Raw genomic sequence first — 19,931 nt, 5'->3', positions numbered from 1 at the left:
GCCTGACGCCGTCGCTACGCATGGCGTGCCTAGCGGCCACGCTCCGCCTCGACATCGCGATTCCAGATAGAGGCGTCGATGCCCTTGTCCAGCTCCGGATGATCCTTGATCCGGAAAAGGGGTTCGTGACCCTGGCTGCGTTGGGCGAAGTAATCGCGAGTGAGCGTGTAGACGGTTTTCGACAGAATCAGGATCGCGATGAGATTGATCGTGGCCATCATCGCCATGGTCGCGTCCGCGAAATTGAACACCGTGGTGACCGGCTGCAGCGCGCCCCATACGACCATGCCCAGTGCGCCGATCTTGAGTATGTTCAGCGGCGTGCGTTGCCCCAGTCCGAGAAATTCCATCGCGTTCTCCGCGTAGGAGTAATTACCGATGATCGAGGTGAACGCGAAGAACAGGATCGCGACGGAAGCAAAGGCCGGCCCCGCGAAGCCGATATGCTCGCTGAGCGCGTTCTGGGTGAGCTCCATGCCGGTCACGCCGTCCGGTCCGTAGTCGACGACGCCCGACAGCAGGATCATCAGGGCCGTTGCGGTACAGATCAGCAGGGTATCGATGAATACGCCGAGACCCTGGACGAGCCCCTGGCTCGACGGATGATGCGGGTCGGGTACGGCTACGGCAGCGATGTTCGGTGCCGAACCCATACCCGCCTCGTTCGAGAACATGCCGCGTTTCACGCCATTCAACAGGGTGGCCATGATGCCGCCGGTGAAGCCGCCCGCCGCCTGCTCGAAACCGAACGCGGATTTCACGATCAGCGCGAATACGCCCGGTACTTCGGTGATGTTCACCACAATGACGTAGAGCGCCAGCAACAGATAGAGGCCGGCCATTATCGGCACGACCTTTTCGGCCACACGCGCGATCGAGCGGATGCCGCCGAACATCACCACGCCGGCGACGAAAGCTACCGCAACGCCGCTGACGACTTTGGGTATGGAGAAGGCCGAGTCCATGGCCTCGGCAATCGAATTGGATTGCACCGCAGAAAACACCAGTCCGAAACAGGCAAGCAGGCAGATGGAAAACACGATCCCCATCAGGCGCGAACCGACGCCCTTGGCCATATAGAAGGCCGGACCGCCGCGGTACTGCGAATCCGCGTTACGCACTTTATAGAGCTGGGCTAGAGTGGATTCGGCATAAGCGGTGGCCATACCGAACAGGGCGACCAGCCACATCCAGAACACGGCACCCGGCCCGCCGAGATAGATGGCGACCGCGACACCGGCCAGATTGCCCGTTCCAACGCGTGACGCCAGGCTGATAGTCAGTGCCTGAACCGGTGAAATGCCGTCGGCGGTCGCGCCGCGCGAGCCGATGATGACGCGGAAGAACTCGCCGAAGTGGCGGAACTGCAGCAATCCCAATCGAATGGTGAAGAACACGCCCACGGCCAGCAGCCCGTAGACGAGCACATAACCCCAGAGAATGCCGTTGACGAAATCAATGACGGTCGACATCGCGAACCCTTTATTCTTGGTGTGTCAGCGGCAAAAGGCGGAAGAAGAACAACCGGTGCGCCGGACGTATCAGTTCGACACCCCTCGGCCATTCGGCCGCGCCTGCTTCCCCCAATTTCACCGATCGATTCAGCCTCTCACCTGCAACAAATACACCGGAGGCGCAAAAAAGGCCAGTGCCGAATGCCTGGTGCGGCAATCGAAAACTAGCCCGGGGGATAATCGCGCGGCGTGGGGCGAGCGCGTGTGGAGAGCGGTTCTCGTGCCGGGAGGGCGCCTTTGTGCGCACATCGTGATTGTGCTCGAAAGCTGACATTCGAGGTTGTTGCGCGTTTTTGCCAACGCCATGCTTTAGGCGCTGGTCCGGCGCCTGTCCGCTACGAATTGCCTACATGGGCCAAGTCACGACGCTGTATTGAAATTTTCCCAAAATGAGAATTGATGCAGCGCGAATTCGTTTGCAGCAAGACACGCACTCCATTAATCATTAGGTAACTGCAAATATCGTTAGACCTGCGTTCGTTTCGTTAAAAAAGACGGACCAGGTTTCAGGGGCGAATCCGGGGTTAAACACCAGGAAGCGCCGCAGCGGTTCCGCGAGGGCGTGGTTGATGGTGGGTACCCAGCGACAGGCTTCAGTCTCCGAGAAAGCGCTCTGCGTCATCGACGGCGAGGGCGATATTCTTTTTACGAATCTGGCGCTGGCTTCACTGCTCGGAATCGATAGCACGGCGGCGCTGATTGGTCGTTCAATCGACGCGTTTATTGAATGCACAAGTATTGCTTCGCTTATCGAAAGGCAGTACCGACAAGGCGTCGCATCCGAGCCGACACGTGTAAGTCTGGTTTGCGCCGGCGAGGCCCGGCTCCCTGCACTTGTTGCCTGTTATGCGTTTCGCAACGCCGACGGGGCGGTGGACGGCGCCGCACTGATCATCACCCGGCGATCGCTTGATGCGTCGTCGGACGCGAGCCGATCGGAGCGGCTTGAGATGGCGTTGGAGGCGGGCGAGCTGGGCGCATGGAGCCTGGATCTGCGTACCAATGCGGCGTGGCGTACCGACCTGCACGATCGCATCTTCGGTTACGACAATATCTTGCCGGAATGGAGCTACGAAACCTTTCTGGATCATGTGGTGGAAGCCGATCGCGCTCACGTCATTCAGAGTCTCGCGCAGGCGAGAGAAACGAACACGGCATGGGAGTTTGAATGCCGAATCCGGCGCGTGGATGGCATGTTGCGCTGGATCTGGGCTCAGGGCCGAGTCGAGCAGGACGTGCAGGATGAGCCGCTGGCCATGTTCGGCGTCATCCGGGATATCAGTGCCCGCAAGGCAACCGAGGAGCAGATCGAGTTTCTTGCCTTTTATGATCCGCTGACGCGGTTGCCCAACCGTCGCCTCATGCTCGACCGTCTCGGCCAGGCGGTTCGCAGTGCCGTGCGCGATAACGCCTCCGGCGCGCTTTTCTTTATCGATCTCGACGATTTCAAGACCCTGAACGATACGCTTGGGCACCAGGCAGGCGATCAGATGCTGCTGGAGGTGGCACGCCGCTTGATGTCTTGCCTGCGCGCCCAGGATACGGTGGCCCGCTTCGGCGGCGACGAGTTCGTGGTGATGATGGAAGGGCTCGGCAGTACCGAGGCCGAAGTGATCATTGCCGTGCAGCAGATCGCCGAGAAAGTGCTGCGGGCGATCGAGCAGCCCTACGATTTCAGCGTGCTCTGGCACCGCCGTATGACGTGCAGCATTGGCGTCGCGACGTTCGGCAGCACGCAGGATACGCCCGACCTGTTGCTGCGCCAGGCCGATATTGCGATGTATCGCGCCAAGGCGACGGGCGGTCATGCGGTGCATTTCTATGAACCGCATATGCAGGCGGCAATCGATGCGCGCGTCGCGCTCGAGAGCGAGATCCAGATCGGGATTCAGCGTGGGGAATTCGAGCTGTTCTACCAGCCGCAGGTGGATCTGCATGGCGCAACGGTCGCAGCAGAAGCGTTATTGCGCTGGCGCCATCCGATAAGAGGTCTGGTCGAGCCGAACGATTTCATCCCGGTAGCCGAGTCGTCCGGTTTGATTGTGCAACTGGGCACACAGGTGATAACCGCGGCATGTCACAAATTGCAGGACTGGGCAGACGATCCCGAATTGGCGCCGATATCGGTCGCGGTCAACATCAGCGCGCGCCAGTTTCGGGATGCGCGGTTCGTCGACGACATTTGTGCCGTGCTCGACGCCACAGCCATCGAGCCCGCAAAGCTTGTGCTCGAGCTGACCGAAAGCGCGCTCCTGGAGTGCGTGGAGGAAACCGCCGAACACATGATGGAACTCAAGAAACGCGGTATCCGTTTCGCGCTGGACGATTTCGGTATGGGCTACTCGTCCCTCTACTACCTCAAGCGCCTGCCTATCGATCAGCTCAAGATCGACCAGCGATTCGTCTCGGACGTGCTGTCCGATCCGAACGATCTCGCTATCGTGCGCACCATCATTGCGCTTGCACAGTGCCTTGGTCTGCGTGTCGTAGCCGAAGGTGTGGAAACCCAGGCCACGAGCGGCTTCCTGCTGGCCCAGAAGTGCCATCTACAACAGGGCTTCCTGTTCAGCCGACCGTTGCCGGCCGCCGCGTACGAACAGTTCATGCGCGAGCGCCAGATGAGCCTTTGTATCCCGCGAAGCGATGCCGCGGTCGATCAACTCAATTCCTAGGCGTTCACGATCGGCGCTCGCTCGCATGGTGTTGGCAGGTGGCCCAGCGCTGGCCATTTAGCCGGTGCCGGCCCGCAAGCATGGCCAGATTGTTGGCAGCAGGCTCCCGGCGATCAGGTAGCCCACCGCGATCTATGGCCAGCCGGCTTTAACCTTCTAACCGCCGAGGCCACAGCTCATCGTGTTGGCTGGTATGCGCAGCGGCGTGGCGAAGGCACAGGAGCCGCCGATCGCGATGGCCATCAGCGCGGCACTCGGATACGCGCCGAGGTCGGTCACAATCGAGCCGCTGATCGGCGCAAGCAGGGCGGTGGTCGCGGTGTTCGACATGATCTGGGACAGCTCGACAGAGGTGATGAATAGAACGCTCAGCGGAATTCGCGGCGAGGGCTGCTCGGCCAGCATGCGTCCGAGGTCGGGCTCCTGGATGGCGGTAGCCAGCGGCAACATGCCGGTGAACAGGAAAACCAAGCGTGCATCGATGGCGCGCATTGCGGGTGGGGCGCTGGTAGGCGTCCTGCCGGAATACGCACTGCCGCAGCCTGACATCAACGCGGTCTACCATTAGCCGTACTCGGTGCCGCCCAAGATGCGCGCATTCATTGGCTTCTTCGCCGAATACGTTGAGGCCAACGCCCTGGTAACGCCCGTCAGTCGTTCGCGCTGCCGATCTTGAGCAGGGACACGAACAGCGAAATCACGATCAGGCTGAACAGGAATGCGAAGCCGGCGTGGTAGATCACCAGTGCCCAACTGGTCATGTCGACCGGGGTAAACGCCGGCGTCAGCGAAAACTGGATCGATAGCGACTGCACGAGCGCCGCGCCGGCGCCGAATGTTGATCCGCCGTCCGGTATGCCGCTGAACGAACCCACCTGGGTATAGACGAAGGCCATGAGCAGTGCGGCGGTCAGATAATTCTGCAACGCGAGCACGATGGTGCGGCCGGTCGCGGCCACCATGCGCCCCGGGGTGACCTTGCAGCGGCCGAACAGGATCACTCCCAACTCCTTGATCATGATCCCGGTCACGCGAAGCAGCACCGGCCAGATCAGCCATGCCGGCAGCGCGTTGTGAGTCAGCCAGAGCAGGACCGCGGCGAGCAGCCACAAGACGATATACAGCTCGGACACGCGGTAACGCCAGGCTCGCCAGTAGTCGGTCTCGCCTCGGCGTTCGGCACGTGCGAGCAGGGCGTCGACCCACGCATAGGGCGATAGCCGGAACAAGGCCACTATCACATGCTCGACCAGTAGAGCACTGTTCATAAGCTAGTCGGCCGGTGTGAGGTCAATGGTATCGCCGACGCGCAGCGCCCTAAGATCGCCCGGCGCCTGATCGGCTCGACCATAGCCGGTGATCCAGAGTTCGCGTTCAGGCCGGTCCGCACAGTACGCGGCGACCTCGTCGAACCCGGCATGTTCTGCGTTGGCTTTCGAGCGGGCGTCGAGCACCACGCTCGGGGCGGCCCAGAGCTGATCGTAATAGTTCGGGTCGCATGCCGAATCGCCGCCGTAGGCGAATATCGCGCGGCCGCTTTCTTCGAGGATGAAGCCGAAGCAGGGTTCGCTGTGGCGGGCAGATAGCAGGGTGATGGAAAGCGTGTCGGACAAGGCGATCGGGTCACTCGTCGTTGGCTCCTGCCAATCGCAGAAATACGAAAGCGGCTGGTTGGTGCTTTCCAATTCGTGCAAACGATGGGTTCGCAGCCGATTGGCAACGTCCGGCGCGGCGATCACGCGCGGGCGGCGACCGCGATCGCTTTCGGCGGCCAGAATCACCGGCAACTCGGCGGCATGGTCACTGTGGTTATGGGTGATCAGGATCGTCTGCGGCACGTACCCGAAATCCCGCTTGCAGGCCCGCACCACGCCAAAGCCCGCATCCACGAGCAGTATCGGCTTGCCGTCCGCGAGTAGTGCGGCGGCACTGCTGGGTTCGCCGTCGTACACCGCGGTCGCGCCGCGTCCGGTACCAAGGCAGAGCAGCGATAGGTTCGGGACGGCGTGAGGCATGAGAGGACATTCGAGATCAGGGCATTGCGATGATAACGATGCGATAGGTGCCGTGTCTCTCGCCGGGGCTGGATATCGCACATGGTAAGGGCCACCCTCCAAGCCTGATTCGTCTAGCGGTCTGGCGATAGCTGCGACGCGAGCCATGCAAGGCATCACCGGCGACGCCAGTGCAGGTGCGCGCATCGGCTACGTTCACGTCGGCTGGGATTTCGGGCCAATCGAGAATGCACCCCAACTCGGCGTCCGTGGGCGGCGCAGATTGCGCGGTCTGATAAGAACGTTGGCGCACACTGGCTCCGTGTCACTAGGCATCCGATGCCGCCCACCTACACGGATTATGCGAAATTGCGTCAGGCTGATGGTCAGCGGTCGGGGCAATGAGGGCGATCTCGCCATCCAGAACGACCTCGTTTATTCGCCCGGGAACCGCCTAAGCACCGTGAAAATAACCAAGGCCGGAGTGTCCAGAATGACCCAGTTCCAAGTGCAGAAGAACGATTTTCGGCGTACGCGCCTGGTCGAAACGGATGACGAGTCGGTCGATGTGGCGGACGGCGAGATCCGCGTTCAAGTCGAACGCTTCGCTTTCACCGCCAACAACATCACCTACGCAACCATGGGTGACAGGCTGGGCTACTGGCAGTTCTTCAAACCCGACGGTCAAGATGCGGACTGCTGGGGGTTGATCCCGGTCTGGGGCTTCGGGCGCGTAGTCGCGTCCGGCGTAGCCGATGTGCCGGTGGGCGAACGCCTCTACGGCTATTTCCCGCCGGCCCACTGCATGACCATGGAGCCAGTGGGAGTACGCGCGGAACGGCTGATCGACGGCGCCGCTCATCGCGTCGAGTTGCCGGCGGCCTACAACAGCTACAGCCGCGTGGCACAGGAGCCCGGCTACGAACCCAGCATGGACGACGAACGCATGTTGCTCTGGCCTTTGCACATCACGTCCTTTTGCCTCTGGGACGTACTGCAGGACGCCGACTGGTACGGCGCGCGCCGCGTGATCATTGTCAGTGCATCCAGCAAGACGAGCATCGGGCTGGCCTATGCGCTGCACGTCGACGCCAATGCGCCGGCTGTCCTGGGCGTCACAGCCGAGCGCAATCAATCCTTCGTGAATCGTCTGGGTCTATACGACCGCGTCGCCTCCTACGACGAACTCTTGGAGATCGATGCCAGCATTCCCACGGCGGTCGTCGACATGTCCGGCAACGGCGATGTGCTCGGGCGTCTGCACCGACATTTGGGCGAGAACATGGTCCGATGCATCAACGTCGGCCTGACCCATTGGGAGGAGACCGGGAAGAGCGACGGCGTGATCGCCGAACGCAGCGAATTCTTCTTTGCGCCGAGTCACATCCAGAAGCGCTACAAGGACTGGGGCCCGGAAGGCTTTGCGGAAAAGACATCGGCGTTCCTGCGCGATGCCACGCTGCAAAGCCGCGAATGGCTGAAGCTGACCCCGATCAGTGGGCTCGACGAATTCGCTGTCGTATATCCGGATGTCTGCGCCGGACGAATTGCGCCAGACGAGGGGCTGATCGTGGCGCTGTGACGAGGCGGACGTGTTCGATATGGTGCCTTCAGGCGCTGCGCGGCGCTTCCTGGGCGTAGTCGCGCCCCAGCAGGCGGCGTATCAGCCCACCACGCAGTTGCGGCCCGCGAACTTGGCCCGATAGAGATTCTGGTCGGCGACATGGAGCATCGGGTCGAGCCCGTCGGTGGGGTTCGACGCTGTAGCGACGCCAATGCTCGCAGTCAGTTTCAGGACGGCGTCCTCGTGCCGGCACTCCAGCGTTTCGATGTCCTCGCGCAGGCGGTCGGCCAGCCGGCGGGCGCGCTGCGGATTCGTGCTCGGCAGCAGCAGACAGAATTCTTCGCCGCCAAGCCGACAGGCGAGATCGCTCTCCCGGATATGCTCGCGCATCGCCTGCGCAATGATACGTAGCACCGCATCCCCGGTCGCATGCCCGTGTTCGTCGTTGATGCGCTTGAAGTAGTCCAGATCGATCATCACGAGCGAAAGCGGCAGTTGGCGCTGAAGAACCGCGCGCGAAAAAGACTGCTCCAACTGCGTGCGGTTGGCGAGCCCGGTCAGCGAATCGGTCAACGCCATGACGGATAGCTGTTGCTCGGCCCGCTCTCGACTGGCTTCGTAGACGTGCGAAAACAGATAGGCGCAGGCGGTGACCGTCACTATATTCGCAATCGAACCCGGCGTATCCATTAACTGGGTGGTGCCAAACCGCCAGCAGAAAATGCTCGCAGACAACACAAGATAGAACAGGGACAGCACGCCGCCGAGCCAGCGGCCGAGCAGCAGGTGCGTCAGCACCGGCATGACCAGTATCCAGCTGAATACCGTGATCGATGTGGCCGGCGACGCAAAGGCGAACATCGTCCCGCTGAGCAGGGTGACCATATAGACCAATGCCCATCGGCGCAGATTGGGCGTGCGCGGGAGGATGGTCAGGAGCCACACGGCAAACACGGCGACTGCGATCTCGATGGCCATCAGCCCGTACTTGCCGACGCTGAAGTTGATCGCGATGAACCCGACGCTGAACAACACCGTGAACCACAGCAGCAGGCGCAGAAGTTCCCGCCGATGTCGCTGCGACAGATCCGAGTCCCCCTCGGGCGTCCCCTGGTTCATCCGTCCGCTCTTCCTTGAGGCACGCACCGGCCCCGGTAGCAGTATCAGTGTAGCGGCTAAGCGTTCTCGAAGGCGGGCGCTCCGGGGGGCGTGCATGTTCATGCCGCCGCCAGAAGAAACACTGATGGCGACATGCATCTGGCGGTCTCGACGATGGTCCGTGCGTGTTGCAAGCCCTCGGCGTCATACATATATCGGGCGCGGCGGACGGATCCCGAAAAGGCCCCATGCCTGCTCGGGATCAATGCTCGCGTCCCGGCGGTGGCGTGGACTGGCCAAGGAGTGCCCGGCGGATAGCCGCGCTCGGATGCCGCTGTGAGTCGTATCCGCTTGTCCATGAAAAGACTATCGGCACGGTCTGCCAATACGTGAGGCTTGAAAAGCCCCAATGACTGGCAAATCGGCGAGCGACCGGCCAAGTCGATGCCGGCTCTGTTGACCAACAACACGGGACTTGGCGGGCCGCCACTTGTCAGCCAGTCACGGCCAGCGCTTGCTCTAGATCGGCGATCAGGTCGTCGATATGTTCGATGCCAACCGATAGACGCACCATGTCTGCTGTGACACCGGCGCTTTGCAACTCGGCGTCGTTGAGCTGGCGATGTGTGGTCGCAGCGGGCATCGAGGCACAACTCTTGGCATCGCCGATATTGACGAGGCGAATGAACAGCTTGAGCGCATCGTAGAAGCGCACCCCGGCGTCCAATCCGCCGTGGATCCCGAAACTCAGAATGCCGGAAGCCTGGCCGGCCATATAGCGCTGCGCCAGCGCGTGGTCGCGATGGCTTGGCAGGCCGGCATAGCTGACCCAGCTCACGCGCTCATGTGCTTCCAGGTATTCGGCCACACGCTGGGTGTTTTCGCACACGCGTTCCATGCGCAGAGCCAGCGTTTCCAGGCCCTGCAGGAACTGCCAGGCGTTGAACGGGCTCATCGCGCCGCCCATGTTGCGCAGTGGCACGACGCGCGCGCGGGTGATGAATGCCGCCTCGCCGACGTCTTTTGCATAGTTCACGCCGTGGTAGGACGGGTCGGGCTCGGTAAGTAGCGCAAATCGCTCGGCATGATCCAGCCAGGGGAAACGCCCGGAATCGACGATCACACCGCCGATGGTCGTGCCATGTCCGCCGATATACTTGGTTGCAGCGTGCACGACGATGTCCGCGCCGTGCTCGATTGGCCGCAGTAGCGTGGGCGAGGGCACCGTGTTGTCCACGATCAATGGCACGCCGTGATCGTGCGCGATCTTCGCGAGTTGCTCCAGGTTCGCCACGTTGCCCGACGGATTGCCGATGGATTCGCAATAGATCGCTTTCGTGCGTGCATCGATCAATCCGGCCATGGCCTGGAGATCGGTCTGGTCGGCGAAGCGAACCTCAATGCCCTGACGCGGCAGCGTATGCGCGAACAGGTTGTAGGTGCCGCCATAGAGTTCGCTGATCGAGACCAGGTTGTCGCCGGCTTCCGCGATGGTCTGCACGGCTGCCGTGATTGCGGCCATACCGGACGCCATCGCGAGCGCGCCCACGCCGCCTTCCAGGGCCGCGATGCGCTGTTCCAGCACCGCGCAGGTCGGGTTCATGATCCGACTGTAGATATTGCCCTGGACCTTCAGGTCGAACAGATCGGCCGCGTGTTGCGCGTCGTCGAACGCGTAGGACGTCGTCTGGTGGATCGGCACCGCGACGGCGTGCTGTTCGTCCGGCACGTAGCCGGCATGCAGGGCAATGGTCTCGGGTTTCATGGGCGCGTGTTCCTGGCCGTAGTGGATCGCTGCAATAGGAATGCTCGGAGCCAACGGCAGGCGAACCAGTCCTGGCCCGTCCCACCTATGGCCTGCGGTCGAACTTAGCACCGTCGGCGATGGGAATGGCGGTTACACCAATAAAACGGGAAAACGCGCCAGTGCCGGCCGTGATTGGACCGGTCAAAGGCCTGTCGGGCGCGAGCGGCGTGCTGCCCGCGCCCGTAGGCTGACGCCTGCTATCTAGAGCTGATCCACGCGGGGCGGCTTGCCCACGGTGACTTCGCTCAGGTCTTCCTGCGATAGCCCGCGCATGAGCGCGAACATCATCGCAAACACCAGGATGAACATCGGCAAGCCGACCACGGTGATGACCTGTTGCAGTGCTGTGAGCCCGGCCTCGCCTGCGAGCACGATCAGCATCGCGGCCAGCACGCCTTCGGAAATACCCCAGAACATCCGCTGATGCACGGGGCCGGGATCGGGCTCGCCGGTACACAGCATGTCCACGACCAGCGACGCGGAGTCGGAAGACGTCGCAAAGAAGATTGCGACAATCACCACGGCCAGACCCTTGATCAAGGTCGCCAGCGGGAAGTGGTCGAAGAAGGCGAACATCGCCAGCGGCACGCTTTCGCTCACGGCGTTGGACAGAGCCCCGGCCTGATCACCCAACGCGGCACGGGCCTCTGCACCGATGCCGTCTATTTCCATCGCCGACCAGCCGAAGATGGCAAACCAGACGAGGGTGAATATCGAGGGCGCGAACAGCACGCCAAGCACGAACTCGCGAATCGTGCGACCGCGCGAGATACGTGCCACGAAGATGCCGATGAACGGCGACCAGGTTACCGTCCACGCCCAATAGAAAACCGTCCAGCTGCCTTGCCAGCCCCAGCCACCTTCTTCGTGCGTGTACTCGGCCAGCGCGTCGTTCCAGAACGCCATCGGCACAATGCTGGAGATATAGATGCCGAAGGTCTCGATGATCGAGCGCAGCAGGAAGACGGTCGAGCCGGTCACCAACACGAAGATCATCAAGCCGACCGCCATGCCGATATTCACGTTCGACAGCAGTTTTACGCCCGCATCAAGTCCGGCCGTGATCGAGGCGACCGCCACGGTGGTGAGCACCGCGATGATGATGACCTTGGTCGTGACCGAATCGGGCACGCCCATCAGCTCGGTCAGGCCGGCGTTGATCTGTTGGGTGCCGAGGCCGATGGAAACCGCGACGCCGAACAACGTGCCGAGGATGGCGAAAACGTCGAGCGTCTTGCCGACCGGGCCGTAGATGCGGTCGCCGATCAGCGAATAGAACACCGACGAAAAGCGCATCGGCAGGTTGTAGCGGTAGATGAAGTAGGCAAAAGCCAGCCCGGGGAGGGTGAAGATCGCCCAGGTATGGAGACCGAGGTGATAGATCGCGAAGCCCATCGCGTCGTCTGCGGCCTCTGGGGAGAACGGCGCGACCTCCGGTCGTGGCGGTGTGGCGAAGTGAGAGATGGGTTCCGCGACACCCCAGAACATCAGCACCGTGCCAATGCCACCGGCAAACAGCATGGTGAACCAGGAGATGTTGCCGTAATCAGGCGTCGCATCGTTACCGCCAAGGCGAATAGAGCCAAAGCGACTGAGTGCGACCCACAGGAGGAAGGCGACCCAGCTGGTCACGCCGAAAATGAAGAACCAGCCGAGATTCGTGACGATCCACGCACGGCCTGCACCGAATGCGTCCCCGATCGGGCCGGGCGCGATCAACAGGGCGATGAGAAAGATCACCATGATCCCCGCAGATACGAAAAAAATTGCCGGATCAGTCTTCAGGCCCAGCTTTCTCGCGAATGTTTCCATAGCCTACTTCTCCCTGGTGGCTGTAATTCAACATACCTATCGTGATCGGGTAGCGCAAAGCGCCCATGCCGCAGTGGCTTATGGGACAGGCAACACGCGATATTTCCGCAGTCGTGAGGAGAAAAATGACGTTTACCTGCCAGCGCCTGGTCTTTCCTACGACTGAAGTTTTAGAGAGCGGGCGAGCCTACGACGACGTGCCGGATAACGCCTTACTATTCAGTACGTTCGGATGTCTGGCGATGCTGATATGCCCAAGTCGGTCGGATGCCGAACGCTACGAGGCTGAAGGCAATAAACGCCATTCACCCTGGCTGTAGCGGCCCAACGATCGGGTGGTCACGCGCGGCATGCCCGGATAGCGATCGGCGCCCGTGCTCAGTGCTGCCCGGGCCTGCCAGGGCGCAGAGCTAAAGACGGTCAACGCGAGCTATCAGGCCCGTTGATCGAGCACGCATGCGCTCGCTACCGCGTGCTCGAGGGTGTCGAGCCCAACGGCTGACCGCACCCAAACCGCGGACCAGTGTTCGATTGGATCCGTCGGTAATCTGTGATACCAACAAAGATCGCCCGCAATTGAACGCGACGATTCAAGCGGCGATGTCGCATCGACAACAAACAATTCATGCGAGGAGGAGACGATGGCCGAGCAAACCCTATACGAGCGACTGGGCGGCGCCTACGCGATCGCCGGTGCTGTCGATTATCTTATCGACCGGCTGCATACCAACGCCACGCTCAACAACGCCAACGACAAGGTCCAGGAATTCCACGCCGATCAATACAAGGCCGGCTACAAGTTCATGGTGACGGCCTGGAGTATCGAAAAGACAGGCGGGCCGGCCTGCTATCCCGGCCGCGACATGTTCGAGGCCCACAAGGATCTGGGCCTGACTGATTACGAGTTCGATGTCACCGCGCACGAAATTCGCAACACGCTCTACCAGCTTGGCGTGCCGCGCCAGGAAGTCGGCGAGTTCATGGACATCATCGAGAGTTATCGAACTATGGTGGTCGCCGAAGCGGCCTGATTATCCGATGCGGGCCGGACTGGCCGCCGTGCCGGTCCGGCTTTCACGTATTGAGCTATGGCAAACTGCAACCGTTTAGCGGTCTCAGGCGGTGCGTTATTCGCCGATCCGCGGCGCCGGCAGGCGCCAGCCGCGGCGTAGCGCCATGAAGCGCAGAAAGAAACACAGTCCCGCGGCACAGAGCACCGTGGGCACGAACGGCCAGTCGAGCGTCGCGCCGATCACGGTCAACGACGAGCCCGCCAGAGCGGCCGTGGCATACAGTTCGACCGGTTGGAGTACGGCCGGCATACGGGCGATCAGCACGTCGCGCATCATGCCGCCGCCTATCCCCGTCACCATACCCATCACGGCAGCCATGATCGGCGAGATGCCGTAATCGAGCGCGCGAATCGTGCCCGTTACGGCGAACATCGAAAGTCCCGCGGCATCGAAGATCGCGACCGGGCTCTGGATACGGTCGACAAACCGATGGCCGAAAAAGACCACCACCGCCGCCGCCAGGGTCATCAATGCATAGTTGGGTTCTGCAATGGCGAGCGGCGGCGTCGCGCCAATCAGCACGTCGCGCGTGATGCCGCCTACGGTGCCCGTCGCAAATGCCAACACGGCAACGCCGAAGACATCCAGGCGCTGCTGGACAGCCGCCGTCGCGCCACTGATCGCGAACACGAACGTGCCCGCCAGATCCAGCACCGTAAGTAATAGGTCCATAACGACTAGCCCGCGACGCGCCAGGGACGGCATGCAATCCGGCGCATGGTAATAGCCACGGCCCGCGCGACGCCACGACAATCGTGCGACCGTCACTTGCCATCGCAGGCTGATAAGATCGCAAGTCCGCCAAGCAGAGTAGCCCATATATGACGGATACCCACGATTTTGCCGGTTCCAAGGCCGAGGCGCTGCTCGAGGCGCATGTCGCGTGGGTGCTTTCGCGTATGGAGGGCGATGCGCTGAAAGCCGCATTGGAACAGCAGATCGACTGGGTGCTGGACGATGCGGCGCAATTACAGCTGGGCGACGTCATCAGTACCGCGTCGGTGCAGCAGACGGCTGTCGACTATGCGGCCGACATGAAAGTCGGCGGCGCAATCCCGGCGCTCGTGGGCGATATTGCGATCGCGCTTTACGAGCATCCGATTCAGGAAGAAACCACTCTCGAGGAATTGCTGCCCGATCGGGAGTTCGAGGAACTGCTCGACAAGCTGCTGGAAATGCAGGCGCTGCGGGAGGAGGTCATCCACCAGTCGGTATCCAACCCGGTATTCGCGAACCTCGTGGCGCAGTTGCTGTATTCCGGTTTGCGTGGTTATTTTGCCCACAGCAAACGGCTGGCGGCGCGGGTGCCCGGTGCCCGCATGGCGATGAAGTTCGGCCGGGCCGTCGTCGATCGCGCGCCGCCGCGGATCGGCGACGCCCTCGAGCGCGGTATCCGGCGTTATGTCGAACGCAATACCGAAGCCGGCATGCAGGCCAGCGAAGCCTATCTGCATGATGCCTTCGAGTCGGACGAGTCGCGTCAAGCAATCCTGGATTTCTGGGACGACAACAAGCACCGCTCGGTTGCCTCCGTGCGCGACTTCGCCGGCCAGCTCGACGTCGAGGAACTGTTCGTCATCGGCTATGAATACTGGCAGCGCCTGCGCCGCATGCCGATCTACCGCGAGCTTATCGAAACCGGCGTCGAAGTCTTCTTCGAGAACTACCGGGACGCCACGCTCACTGATCTGCTCGACGACATCGGCGTTACCCGCGACATGATGGTGCGCGATGGCATGCGCTTTCTGCCGCAGGCGATCGAGGCGCTGCGCGCGAAAGGCTTGCTGGCGCCCGCTATCCGCCGTCAACTTGAGGATTTCTATCGTTCCGATGCGGTCGCCGCGATCGTTCGGTAATTCGCCGAGCGTTACGCGCCGGCCCGTATGCTGGCGGTCGTATGTGGCATGCAAGGCAGCTGACAACGGCGGCCCGGCATGCAGTTGTCGATGCACTCGAGGTGGCGACAAGTCGACACCGGGGTACTCGATTTCTGACCCGCGTCCGGGTCGCGATGCCTGGATACCCGACGAGTTCTCCTGCGTGACCCTGGCGTTCTCAAGCGGCGCGCATGTCGAAAAGAGCCGGCCAAAGGCACTGACCCGGATGCGCCCAGGGCGACTCTAGGGTATCCCGCGAGGCGGTTGCTCATGCGATGTTTTTCCGCCGGACGAGCGAGCAGCTGTCTCGGCCCGGCAGCGCGAGCGTTATTGACACGCAAGCGCGATCGGTCTGAAGTGGCAAATCGCGGGAAAGGGCACCTTGTTCTTGCCGTCATCCGCGCGCGTATTGGAACAAGAATTATCGAAAAAGGAGATCCTCATGGCGAAACTCAGCGAGATCGAGGGTATTGGGCCAGCGTCGACGGAAAAACTCGCCGGCTGCGGCATCAAGAACCAGGCACAGCTGCTCGAAGCTTGCGGTAGGCCGGCTGGGCGCAAAAAGATTGCGGCGGAAAGCGGCATCAGCCCCAAGCTGATTCTCAACTGGACGAATCGCGCGGATCTGGCGCGCGTAAAAGGCATCGGGGAAGAGTACGCCGATCTGCTCGAAGCCTCGGGCGTCGACAGCGTGCCGGAACTGGCGCAGCGCAAGCCGGAGAACCTGCACGCGAAGATGACAGAGGCGAATGAGGCAAAGAAACTCGTTCGTAGCCTGCCGGCTCTCGGTCACGTCGAAAAATGGGTGGCAGCGGCCAAGGAGATGCCGCGCGCCGTTCATCACTGAAAACGGCACACATCACGGCTGCGCGGCACCGTCGTGTGCCGCGCAGCCGCTGGTCTGCAGATGAGCGGCCGATGGACGTCAGCCGGGGAACCGGCGCAGAACTATCGTGTCGCCAGATGAGGCGGGCGGAAACCGCCATGCGCACTTATCCAGCGCCACCGCATCGAACATCGCAGTACCGACATGTCGGCCAGAGCTGAGCGCAGCGTCACGCACGGGTTGCCCTAGGCGCGATTCTTCGCAACGGCATGCAGTTTCGGAAGCACGTAATCGAAGCGTCGGGAGCGCAAGGCCTGCTTGCAGCCGCGATGCGTCGACAGGCGGAAGATTTCCAACGGTCTGATGCGGTCGCCGCAAATCCCGCAAATCCCGCAAGGCGCGGAATGCTCTGCGCTATCTGCCGGATACAATACAGTCATGTCTAAACAGCGATTTCCGCAAACGCCCGACGGCCGATATTTTATCGCCAAGGGCCGGCTCTGGCGGCGTAGCGATCCGTTGCTGAGCGAGGGCGAGCGGGCGCGCCTGGTCAAGCAGCTCATGGCTGCGCGGCGCGCGGTCAAGCACGCGGAAGACGAAGCCCAGGAAAAGGCCGCGCGTGCCGGCGTGCACGAAGCGAAGATCGCCCTCGGCGAGCGCGGGCCAGTCTGGTGGAGCGACGGCGCGCCAGACGAGACCCGCAAGAAGCCCGAGAACAGCGCTTATGCGGACTGGTGGCAGGCGCTCGATCCGGACCTGCGCCGTGCGGGTGTCGACTGACGCCGATCCGGCCGTTGGTCACTCCTCCGAGGTCGACGTAAACGGTTTGTCGCGTTGCGCAAGGCCCACCGGGCGACCGTAGGCCAGAGCCGCCCGGTTCGAAACGCGACATTACGCGCGGCGCTTGGCTACGGGTTGGTGTCGTCATCCGGCGTCTGATCCTTGCTCTCGTCGTGCGTGATCGGATTCTGCGCCTCGTTATTGCCGTTCTCGTCTTTCTTGACGGGTGACTGCACGCGATAGCCTTCCTCGTGCGCCGCATAACCACCTGCTGCGCCTGCACCGGCGGCCGCGACCACGCAGCCCTGCAAACCCGCACCGCAAAGCGCGATAGCAACAACGAAAAACAATCTACGCATGGCTGATACTCCGAAGGTAATTCCTCGGCAATTATGCGCCGCGCGCGTGACAAGAAGCTGAACGGTTCCGTACCGGTCGACATAGACCCCTGCCGGCACCAACACGAGTATTGGTAACGTCCCGGATCGCGAGCTGCGATCGCTTCACTCAATACGCGATCGGCTTGCGCGGACCAACGACGGCGAGTGAGTGGGGCTGGCCAGCGGCGGCTTGCCGAGAATGCGTCGGCAAGCAGGCCCGTATTAGCCCGCGCGATGTGCCGGCTTTTACGCTGCAAATCGAACGGTTGTCTGGAAATTGCCAGCGAATACCCATAGCGTGCACACCGAAATCCAGCGCAACCGCTCCGCCCGAGCAGAAATAACCCATGAGCGAACAAGACCTGATCGAAGCCAGCCCCTGCAAACTGCGCAATGGCGACTGGGGCTGCAAGACCACCGAACCCGTGAAGGTCGGCGATACCGTGCAAATCGTTACGCGCGCCAACAAGCAGTGGCGCGCCCAGATCACGCAGATCGTCTGGACTGACGATCAAGCCTGCATCTGCGCCACCGAGAGCGAAAACAGCAAGAAGAAGGCGGGCGGTTCGGACGAAAAACCCGCCAAATCCGCTGTGCCTAAGAAAAGCAGTGCCAAGGCCAGCGCTGCGTCGCCGGCGCCCGACGAGCACGTGCCGGCACCGCCGCGCACCGACGCCATCCCCACCGACGATCTGGATGCGATGGCCGATGCGGCGGCCGAGCAGGAAGGCGAGTTCGATGACGTGATGAGCGCCATGGCGGAGTTTGAGCGGAACGAGCAGGGGTAGGGCCGACTCGCGCCGGCGTTAGCTCAGCGTCGCAAGGCGCAGAATCCGATCCCAGCGGATCTGCGACTCCGCGAGCCCGAACCCAGCACTCACGCCGCGCAGCATTTCTTGAACTTCCGCCCACTGGCGCAGGGGCAGGGATCATTACGGCCTGGCTTAAGCGGCGCTACGGTGTGCTCGCCGTCGAGGTAAAACCACTCGCCTTGCGCTCGTACGAATCGCGAGCGCTCCTCGAGCACGGCAAAGCCGGCGTCGTCGCGGCACGTCGCCCGGAAATGCACCCAACCCTCATCGCCATCCTCGCCGCTGCCGATCACGTCGAGTCCCAGCCAGCGATCACCGCTCGGCAGGGTCAGCGTCGCGGGCCGTGTGTCGGCGTGCCAGCTCGCTTTCACGTATGCGGCGTCGCCGCAGGCATAGGCGCTGTACCGGGCCCGCATCAGCGCTTCCGGCGTGGGCGCCGGCGCGCCGCGATGATAAGGCCCACAGCAGTGATCGTAGGCGTGGCCGGACTGGCAGGGGCAGGGTGACGTCATGGCTATCGAACGAGAGCAGGCAGATGGCGTGGCCGATCTTGCGGTTGATCGGTCAAGGCCTCAAGGCACGGGTGGCCTGCTCCCGGCGGTGTTGGCTGTGGTCGAACCTTGAAAACTGCTGTATCGCGCAGATAAACAAGCCACGAATTCGGCTATCGGGGCGCGTCGCGTCTCCTGCAATCATGAGCAAACAATCCACCACGCTATGTGTCGCCGGCGGCAGCGGGCTCGTCGGCTCGAACATCGTGAAAACGGCATTGGCTGCCGGCTACCGCGTTAATGCGACGCTGCGCGATGCCGGCGACGAGAGCAAGACGCGCCATTTGAAAGCGCTGCCCGGCGCGGCCGACCGCCTGACGCTATTCTCCGCCGACATGAGCGACAGCCACAGCTTCGACGATGCGATGGCGGGGGTGGACGGCGTATTCATCGCCAGCCTCGCGCCGCGCTATCGCGGCCCGGACGGTACGCCCGCCACCAAGATGGACGATGCGCAGGGCTGGCGCGACATCATCCGGCCGACCGCGGACGGCTGTCTGGCGATCATGCGGGCCGCAGCACGTGCCGGCACGAAAAACGTGGTGATCTGCAGCAGCACCAGCAGCACCAATCCACCCGAGCCGATCGCGGTCAAGAACGAACGCGACGCCGTCTCGGACCCGGACGAACAGATGCGCCGCAAGAAATACACGGCCGCCGAAAAGATCGTGATGGAACGCGAAGCCCAGGCCTTCGCCGACGATAACGACCAGCGGTTGGCGATCCTGCTGCCTACGATCATGCTCGGTCCGACCGTGCTGCCGCAGCATCTCGAGCGCGGTTTTCATGCCAGCCTGGCGGCCATGGTCGACGGGCGAAAAGGCCAGCACGACACCGTGCCCAGCGGCTCCATCTCCATGGCGCATCTGGACGACGTGGCGGCGCTGTTCCTTGCTGCCTATGAGCAACAGGCCGCCCAGGGGCGCTATTTCGCCCTCTACGACAGCTGGCCCTGGGTCGACATCTACCAGGCCCTCGCGCCGCATGTGCCTGATGCCGGCCTGCCGGCGCCGTTGACGGGCGCGGCAGAAGAGCCGACCCGCTTCGATTTCACCCGGCGCGACAGCCTTGGTGTGACCTTTCGCGACATACCGACGACGCTGGCGCAGACGGTCGAGTGGATAAAGAAGCGCCCGTTTGGCTGAGCGGCGCGCGTGAAGCGTGTCCGCCA

At 62.3% G+C, this 19,931-nt stretch carries 19 protein-coding genes and 1 pseudogene; 10 read left to right on the top strand and 10 right to left on the bottom strand.

Features of this window, described 5'->3' with window-relative positions; genetic code table 11:
• Positions 1-29: 29 nt before the first annotated feature.
• The gene (locus tag SADO_RS15330) at positions 30-1,472 is read right to left on the bottom strand and encodes an alanine/glycine:cation symporter family protein (protein WP_353112955.1); all 1,443 of its coding nucleotides are present in this window, start codon (positions 1,470-1,472) and stop codon (positions 30-32) included.
• Between SADO_RS15330 and SADO_RS15325 the strand changes: the two genes are divergently transcribed.
• From SADO_RS15325 to SADO_RS15315, 3 genes and pseudogenes are all read left to right on the top strand, one after another.
• Entirely contained in the window at positions 1,459-1,785 is a 327-nt protein-coding gene (locus SADO_RS15325) for a hypothetical protein (protein WP_353112953.1), read from the top strand. The genes SADO_RS15330 and SADO_RS15325 overlap by 14 nt on opposite strands.
• Before the next feature lie 298 nt (positions 1,786-2,083).
• Positions 2,084-2,398, top strand: a pseudogene (locus SADO_RS15320) (PAS domain-containing protein); the annotation flags it as partial.
• A gap of 66 nt (positions 2,399-2,464) precedes the next feature.
• A complete protein-coding gene (locus SADO_RS15315; protein ID WP_353113265.1) occupies positions 2,465-4,186 on the top strand; it encodes a putative bifunctional diguanylate cyclase/phosphodiesterase in 1,722 nt (573 codons plus the stop codon).
• A gap of 156 nt (positions 4,187-4,342) precedes the next feature.
• On the opposite strand, the gene SADO_RS15310 is transcribed toward SADO_RS15315, so the two are convergent.
• From SADO_RS15310 to SADO_RS15300, 3 genes are all read right to left on the bottom strand, one after another.
• Positions 4,343-4,678 (bottom strand): SLC13 family permease, encoded by a 336-nt coding sequence (locus tag SADO_RS15310; RefSeq protein ID WP_353112951.1) that lies wholly within the window; start codon positions 4,676-4,678, stop codon positions 4,343-4,345.
• A 158-nt stretch (positions 4,679-4,836) separates the two neighbouring features.
• Positions 4,837-5,454, bottom strand: coding sequence for a hypothetical protein (locus tag SADO_RS15305; protein ID WP_353112949.1), 618 nt, complete (start codon positions 5,452-5,454; stop codon positions 4,837-4,839).
• 3 nt (positions 5,455-5,457) lie between these two features.
• Positions 5,458-6,201, bottom strand: coding sequence for an MBL fold metallo-hydrolase (locus SADO_RS15300; RefSeq protein WP_353112947.1), 744 nt, complete (start codon positions 6,199-6,201; stop codon positions 5,458-5,460).
• A gap of 472 nt (positions 6,202-6,673) precedes the next feature.
• Between SADO_RS15300 and SADO_RS15295 the strand changes: the two genes are divergently transcribed.
• On the top strand, positions 6,674-7,762 hold the full coding sequence (locus SADO_RS15295) for a DUF2855 family protein (protein ID WP_353112945.1): 1,089 nt from the start codon (positions 6,674-6,676) through the stop codon (positions 7,760-7,762).
• Positions 7,763-7,843: 81 nt separating this feature from the next.
• Here the strand turns inward: SADO_RS15295 and SADO_RS15290 are convergent, their stop codons facing one another.
• The 3 genes from SADO_RS15290 to SADO_RS15280 all read right to left on the bottom strand — a co-directional run bounded on the left by SADO_RS15290 (position 7,844) and on the right by SADO_RS15280 (position 12,461).
• On the bottom strand, positions 7,844-9,001 hold the full coding sequence (locus tag SADO_RS15290) for a GGDEF domain-containing protein (RefSeq protein WP_353112943.1): 1,158 nt from the start codon (positions 8,999-9,001) through the stop codon (positions 7,844-7,846).
• 334 nt (positions 9,002-9,335) lie between these two features.
• Positions 9,336-10,607: an O-acetylhomoserine aminocarboxypropyltransferase/cysteine synthase family protein gene (locus SADO_RS15285; RefSeq protein WP_353112941.1), complete on the bottom strand. Its 1,272-nt coding sequence runs from the start codon at positions 10,605-10,607 to the stop codon at positions 9,336-9,338.
• Positions 10,608-10,850: 243 nt separating this feature from the next.
• Positions 10,851-12,461 carry a BCCT family transporter gene (locus tag SADO_RS15280; protein ID WP_353112939.1) on the bottom strand — a complete coding sequence of 537 codons (1,611 nt, stop codon included), beginning with the start codon at positions 12,459-12,461 and terminating at the stop codon, positions 10,851-10,853.
• A 641-nt stretch (positions 12,462-13,102) separates the two neighbouring features.
• Between SADO_RS15280 and SADO_RS15275 the strand changes: the two genes are divergently transcribed.
• On the top strand, positions 13,103-13,492 hold the full coding sequence (locus SADO_RS15275) for a group I truncated hemoglobin (protein WP_353112937.1): 390 nt from the start codon (positions 13,103-13,105) through the stop codon (positions 13,490-13,492).
• Positions 13,493-13,588: 96 nt separating this feature from the next.
• Here SADO_RS15275 and SADO_RS15270 read toward each other — a convergent pair whose 3' ends face one another.
• Positions 13,589-14,206: a trimeric intracellular cation channel family protein gene (locus SADO_RS15270; protein ID WP_353112935.1), complete on the bottom strand. Its 618-nt coding sequence runs from the start codon at positions 14,204-14,206 to the stop codon at positions 13,589-13,591.
• A 149-nt stretch (positions 14,207-14,355) separates the two neighbouring features.
• On the opposite strand from SADO_RS15270, the gene SADO_RS15265 reads away from it, so the two are divergent.
• From SADO_RS15265 to SADO_RS15255, 3 genes are all read left to right on the top strand, one after another.
• Complete coding sequence (locus SADO_RS15265) at positions 14,356-15,390, top strand: hypothetical protein (protein ID WP_353112933.1); 1,035 nt, start codon at positions 14,356-14,358, stop codon at positions 15,388-15,390.
• A gap of 463 nt (positions 15,391-15,853) precedes the next feature.
• Positions 15,854-16,258 carry a DUF4332 domain-containing protein gene (locus tag SADO_RS15260; RefSeq protein ID WP_353113263.1) on the top strand — a complete coding sequence of 135 codons (405 nt, stop codon included), beginning with the start codon at positions 15,854-15,856 and terminating at the stop codon, positions 16,256-16,258.
• Positions 16,259-16,675: 417 nt separating this feature from the next.
• Positions 16,676-17,017 (top strand): hypothetical protein, encoded by a 342-nt coding sequence (locus SADO_RS15255; protein WP_353112931.1) that lies wholly within the window; start codon positions 16,676-16,678, stop codon positions 17,015-17,017.
• Positions 17,018-17,145: 128 nt separating this feature from the next.
• Here SADO_RS15255 and SADO_RS15250 read toward each other — a convergent pair whose 3' ends face one another.
• Positions 17,146-17,376 (bottom strand): hypothetical protein, encoded by a 231-nt coding sequence (locus SADO_RS15250; RefSeq protein ID WP_353112929.1) that lies wholly within the window; start codon positions 17,374-17,376, stop codon positions 17,146-17,148.
• A 368-nt stretch (positions 17,377-17,744) separates the two neighbouring features.
• Here SADO_RS15250 and SADO_RS15245 point away from each other — a divergent pair, with 368 nt between their 5' ends.
• Positions 17,745-18,185 carry a hypothetical protein gene (locus tag SADO_RS15245; protein WP_353112927.1) on the top strand — a complete coding sequence of 147 codons (441 nt, stop codon included), beginning with the start codon at positions 17,745-17,747 and terminating at the stop codon, positions 18,183-18,185.
• Positions 18,186-18,274: 89 nt separating this feature from the next.
• Here the strand turns inward: SADO_RS15245 and SADO_RS15240 are convergent, their stop codons facing one another.
• Positions 18,275-18,721, bottom strand: coding sequence for a YchJ family protein (locus SADO_RS15240; RefSeq protein WP_353112925.1), 447 nt, complete (start codon positions 18,719-18,721; stop codon positions 18,275-18,277).
• Between the two features lie 182 nt (positions 18,722-18,903).
• Here SADO_RS15240 and SADO_RS15235 point away from each other — a divergent pair, with 182 nt between their 5' ends.
• Positions 18,904-19,905 (top strand): NAD-dependent epimerase/dehydratase family protein, encoded by a 1,002-nt coding sequence (locus tag SADO_RS15235; RefSeq protein WP_353112923.1) that lies wholly within the window; start codon positions 18,904-18,906, stop codon positions 19,903-19,905.
• The last annotated feature ends 26 nt before the right edge of the window (positions 19,906-19,931 follow it).

Source organism: Salinisphaera dokdonensis CL-ES53 (genome assembly GCF_040361215.1).
Taxonomy (GTDB): domain Bacteria; phylum Pseudomonadota; class Gammaproteobacteria; order Nevskiales; family Salinisphaeraceae; genus Salinisphaera; species Salinisphaera dokdonensis.
Note: the sequence above shows the minus strand (reverse complement) of the source record. Positions and strands in the feature narration are given on the sequence as shown.

Coding starts and splice junctions, on each gene's coding strand:
- SADO_RS15325 (WP_353112953.1), top strand. CDS start 1,459: ATGACGGTCGACATCGCGAACCCTTTATTCTTGGTGTGTCAGCGGCAA.
- SADO_RS15330 (WP_353112955.1), bottom strand. CDS start 1,472: ATGTCGACCGTCATTGATTTCGTCAACGGCATTCTCTGGGGTTATGTG.
- SADO_RS15315 (WP_353113265.1), top strand. CDS start 2,465: ATGGCGTTGGAGGCGGGCGAGCTGGGCGCATGGAGCCTGGATCTGCGT.
- SADO_RS15310 (WP_353112951.1), bottom strand. CDS start 4,678: ATGCGCGCCATCGATGCACGCTTGGTTTTCCTGTTCACCGGCATGTTG.
- SADO_RS15305 (WP_353112949.1), bottom strand. CDS start 5,454: ATGAACAGTGCTCTACTGGTCGAGCATGTGATAGTGGCCTTGTTCCGG.
- SADO_RS15300 (WP_353112947.1), bottom strand. CDS start 6,201: ATGCCTCACGCCGTCCCGAACCTATCGCTGCTCTGCCTTGGTACCGGA.
- SADO_RS15295 (WP_353112945.1), top strand. CDS start 6,674: ATGACCCAGTTCCAAGTGCAGAAGAACGATTTTCGGCGTACGCGCCTG.
- SADO_RS15290 (WP_353112943.1), bottom strand. CDS start 9,001: ATGCATGTCGCCATCAGTGTTTCTTCTGGCGGCGGCATGAACATGCAC.
- SADO_RS15285 (WP_353112941.1), bottom strand. CDS start 10,607: ATGAAACCCGAGACCATTGCCCTGCATGCCGGCTACGTGCCGGACGAA.
- SADO_RS15280 (WP_353112939.1), bottom strand. CDS start 12,461: ATGGAAACATTCGCGAGAAAGCTGGGCCTGAAGACTGATCCGGCAATT.
- SADO_RS15275 (WP_353112937.1), top strand. CDS start 13,103: ATGGCCGAGCAAACCCTATACGAGCGACTGGGCGGCGCCTACGCGATC.
- SADO_RS15270 (WP_353112935.1), bottom strand. CDS start 14,206: ATGGACCTATTACTTACGGTGCTGGATCTGGCGGGCACGTTCGTGTTC.
- SADO_RS15265 (WP_353112933.1), top strand. CDS start 14,356: ATGACGGATACCCACGATTTTGCCGGTTCCAAGGCCGAGGCGCTGCTC.
- SADO_RS15260 (WP_353113263.1), top strand. CDS start 15,854: ATGGCGAAACTCAGCGAGATCGAGGGTATTGGGCCAGCGTCGACGGAA.
- SADO_RS15255 (WP_353112931.1), top strand. CDS start 16,676: ATGTCTAAACAGCGATTTCCGCAAACGCCCGACGGCCGATATTTTATC.
- SADO_RS15250 (WP_353112929.1), bottom strand. CDS start 17,376: ATGCGTAGATTGTTTTTCGTTGTTGCTATCGCGCTTTGCGGTGCGGGT.
- SADO_RS15245 (WP_353112927.1), top strand. CDS start 17,745: ATGAGCGAACAAGACCTGATCGAAGCCAGCCCCTGCAAACTGCGCAAT.
- SADO_RS15240 (WP_353112925.1), bottom strand. CDS start 18,721: ATGACGTCACCCTGCCCCTGCCAGTCCGGCCACGCCTACGATCACTGC.
- SADO_RS15235 (WP_353112923.1), top strand. CDS start 18,904: ATGAGCAAACAATCCACCACGCTATGTGTCGCCGGCGGCAGCGGGCTC.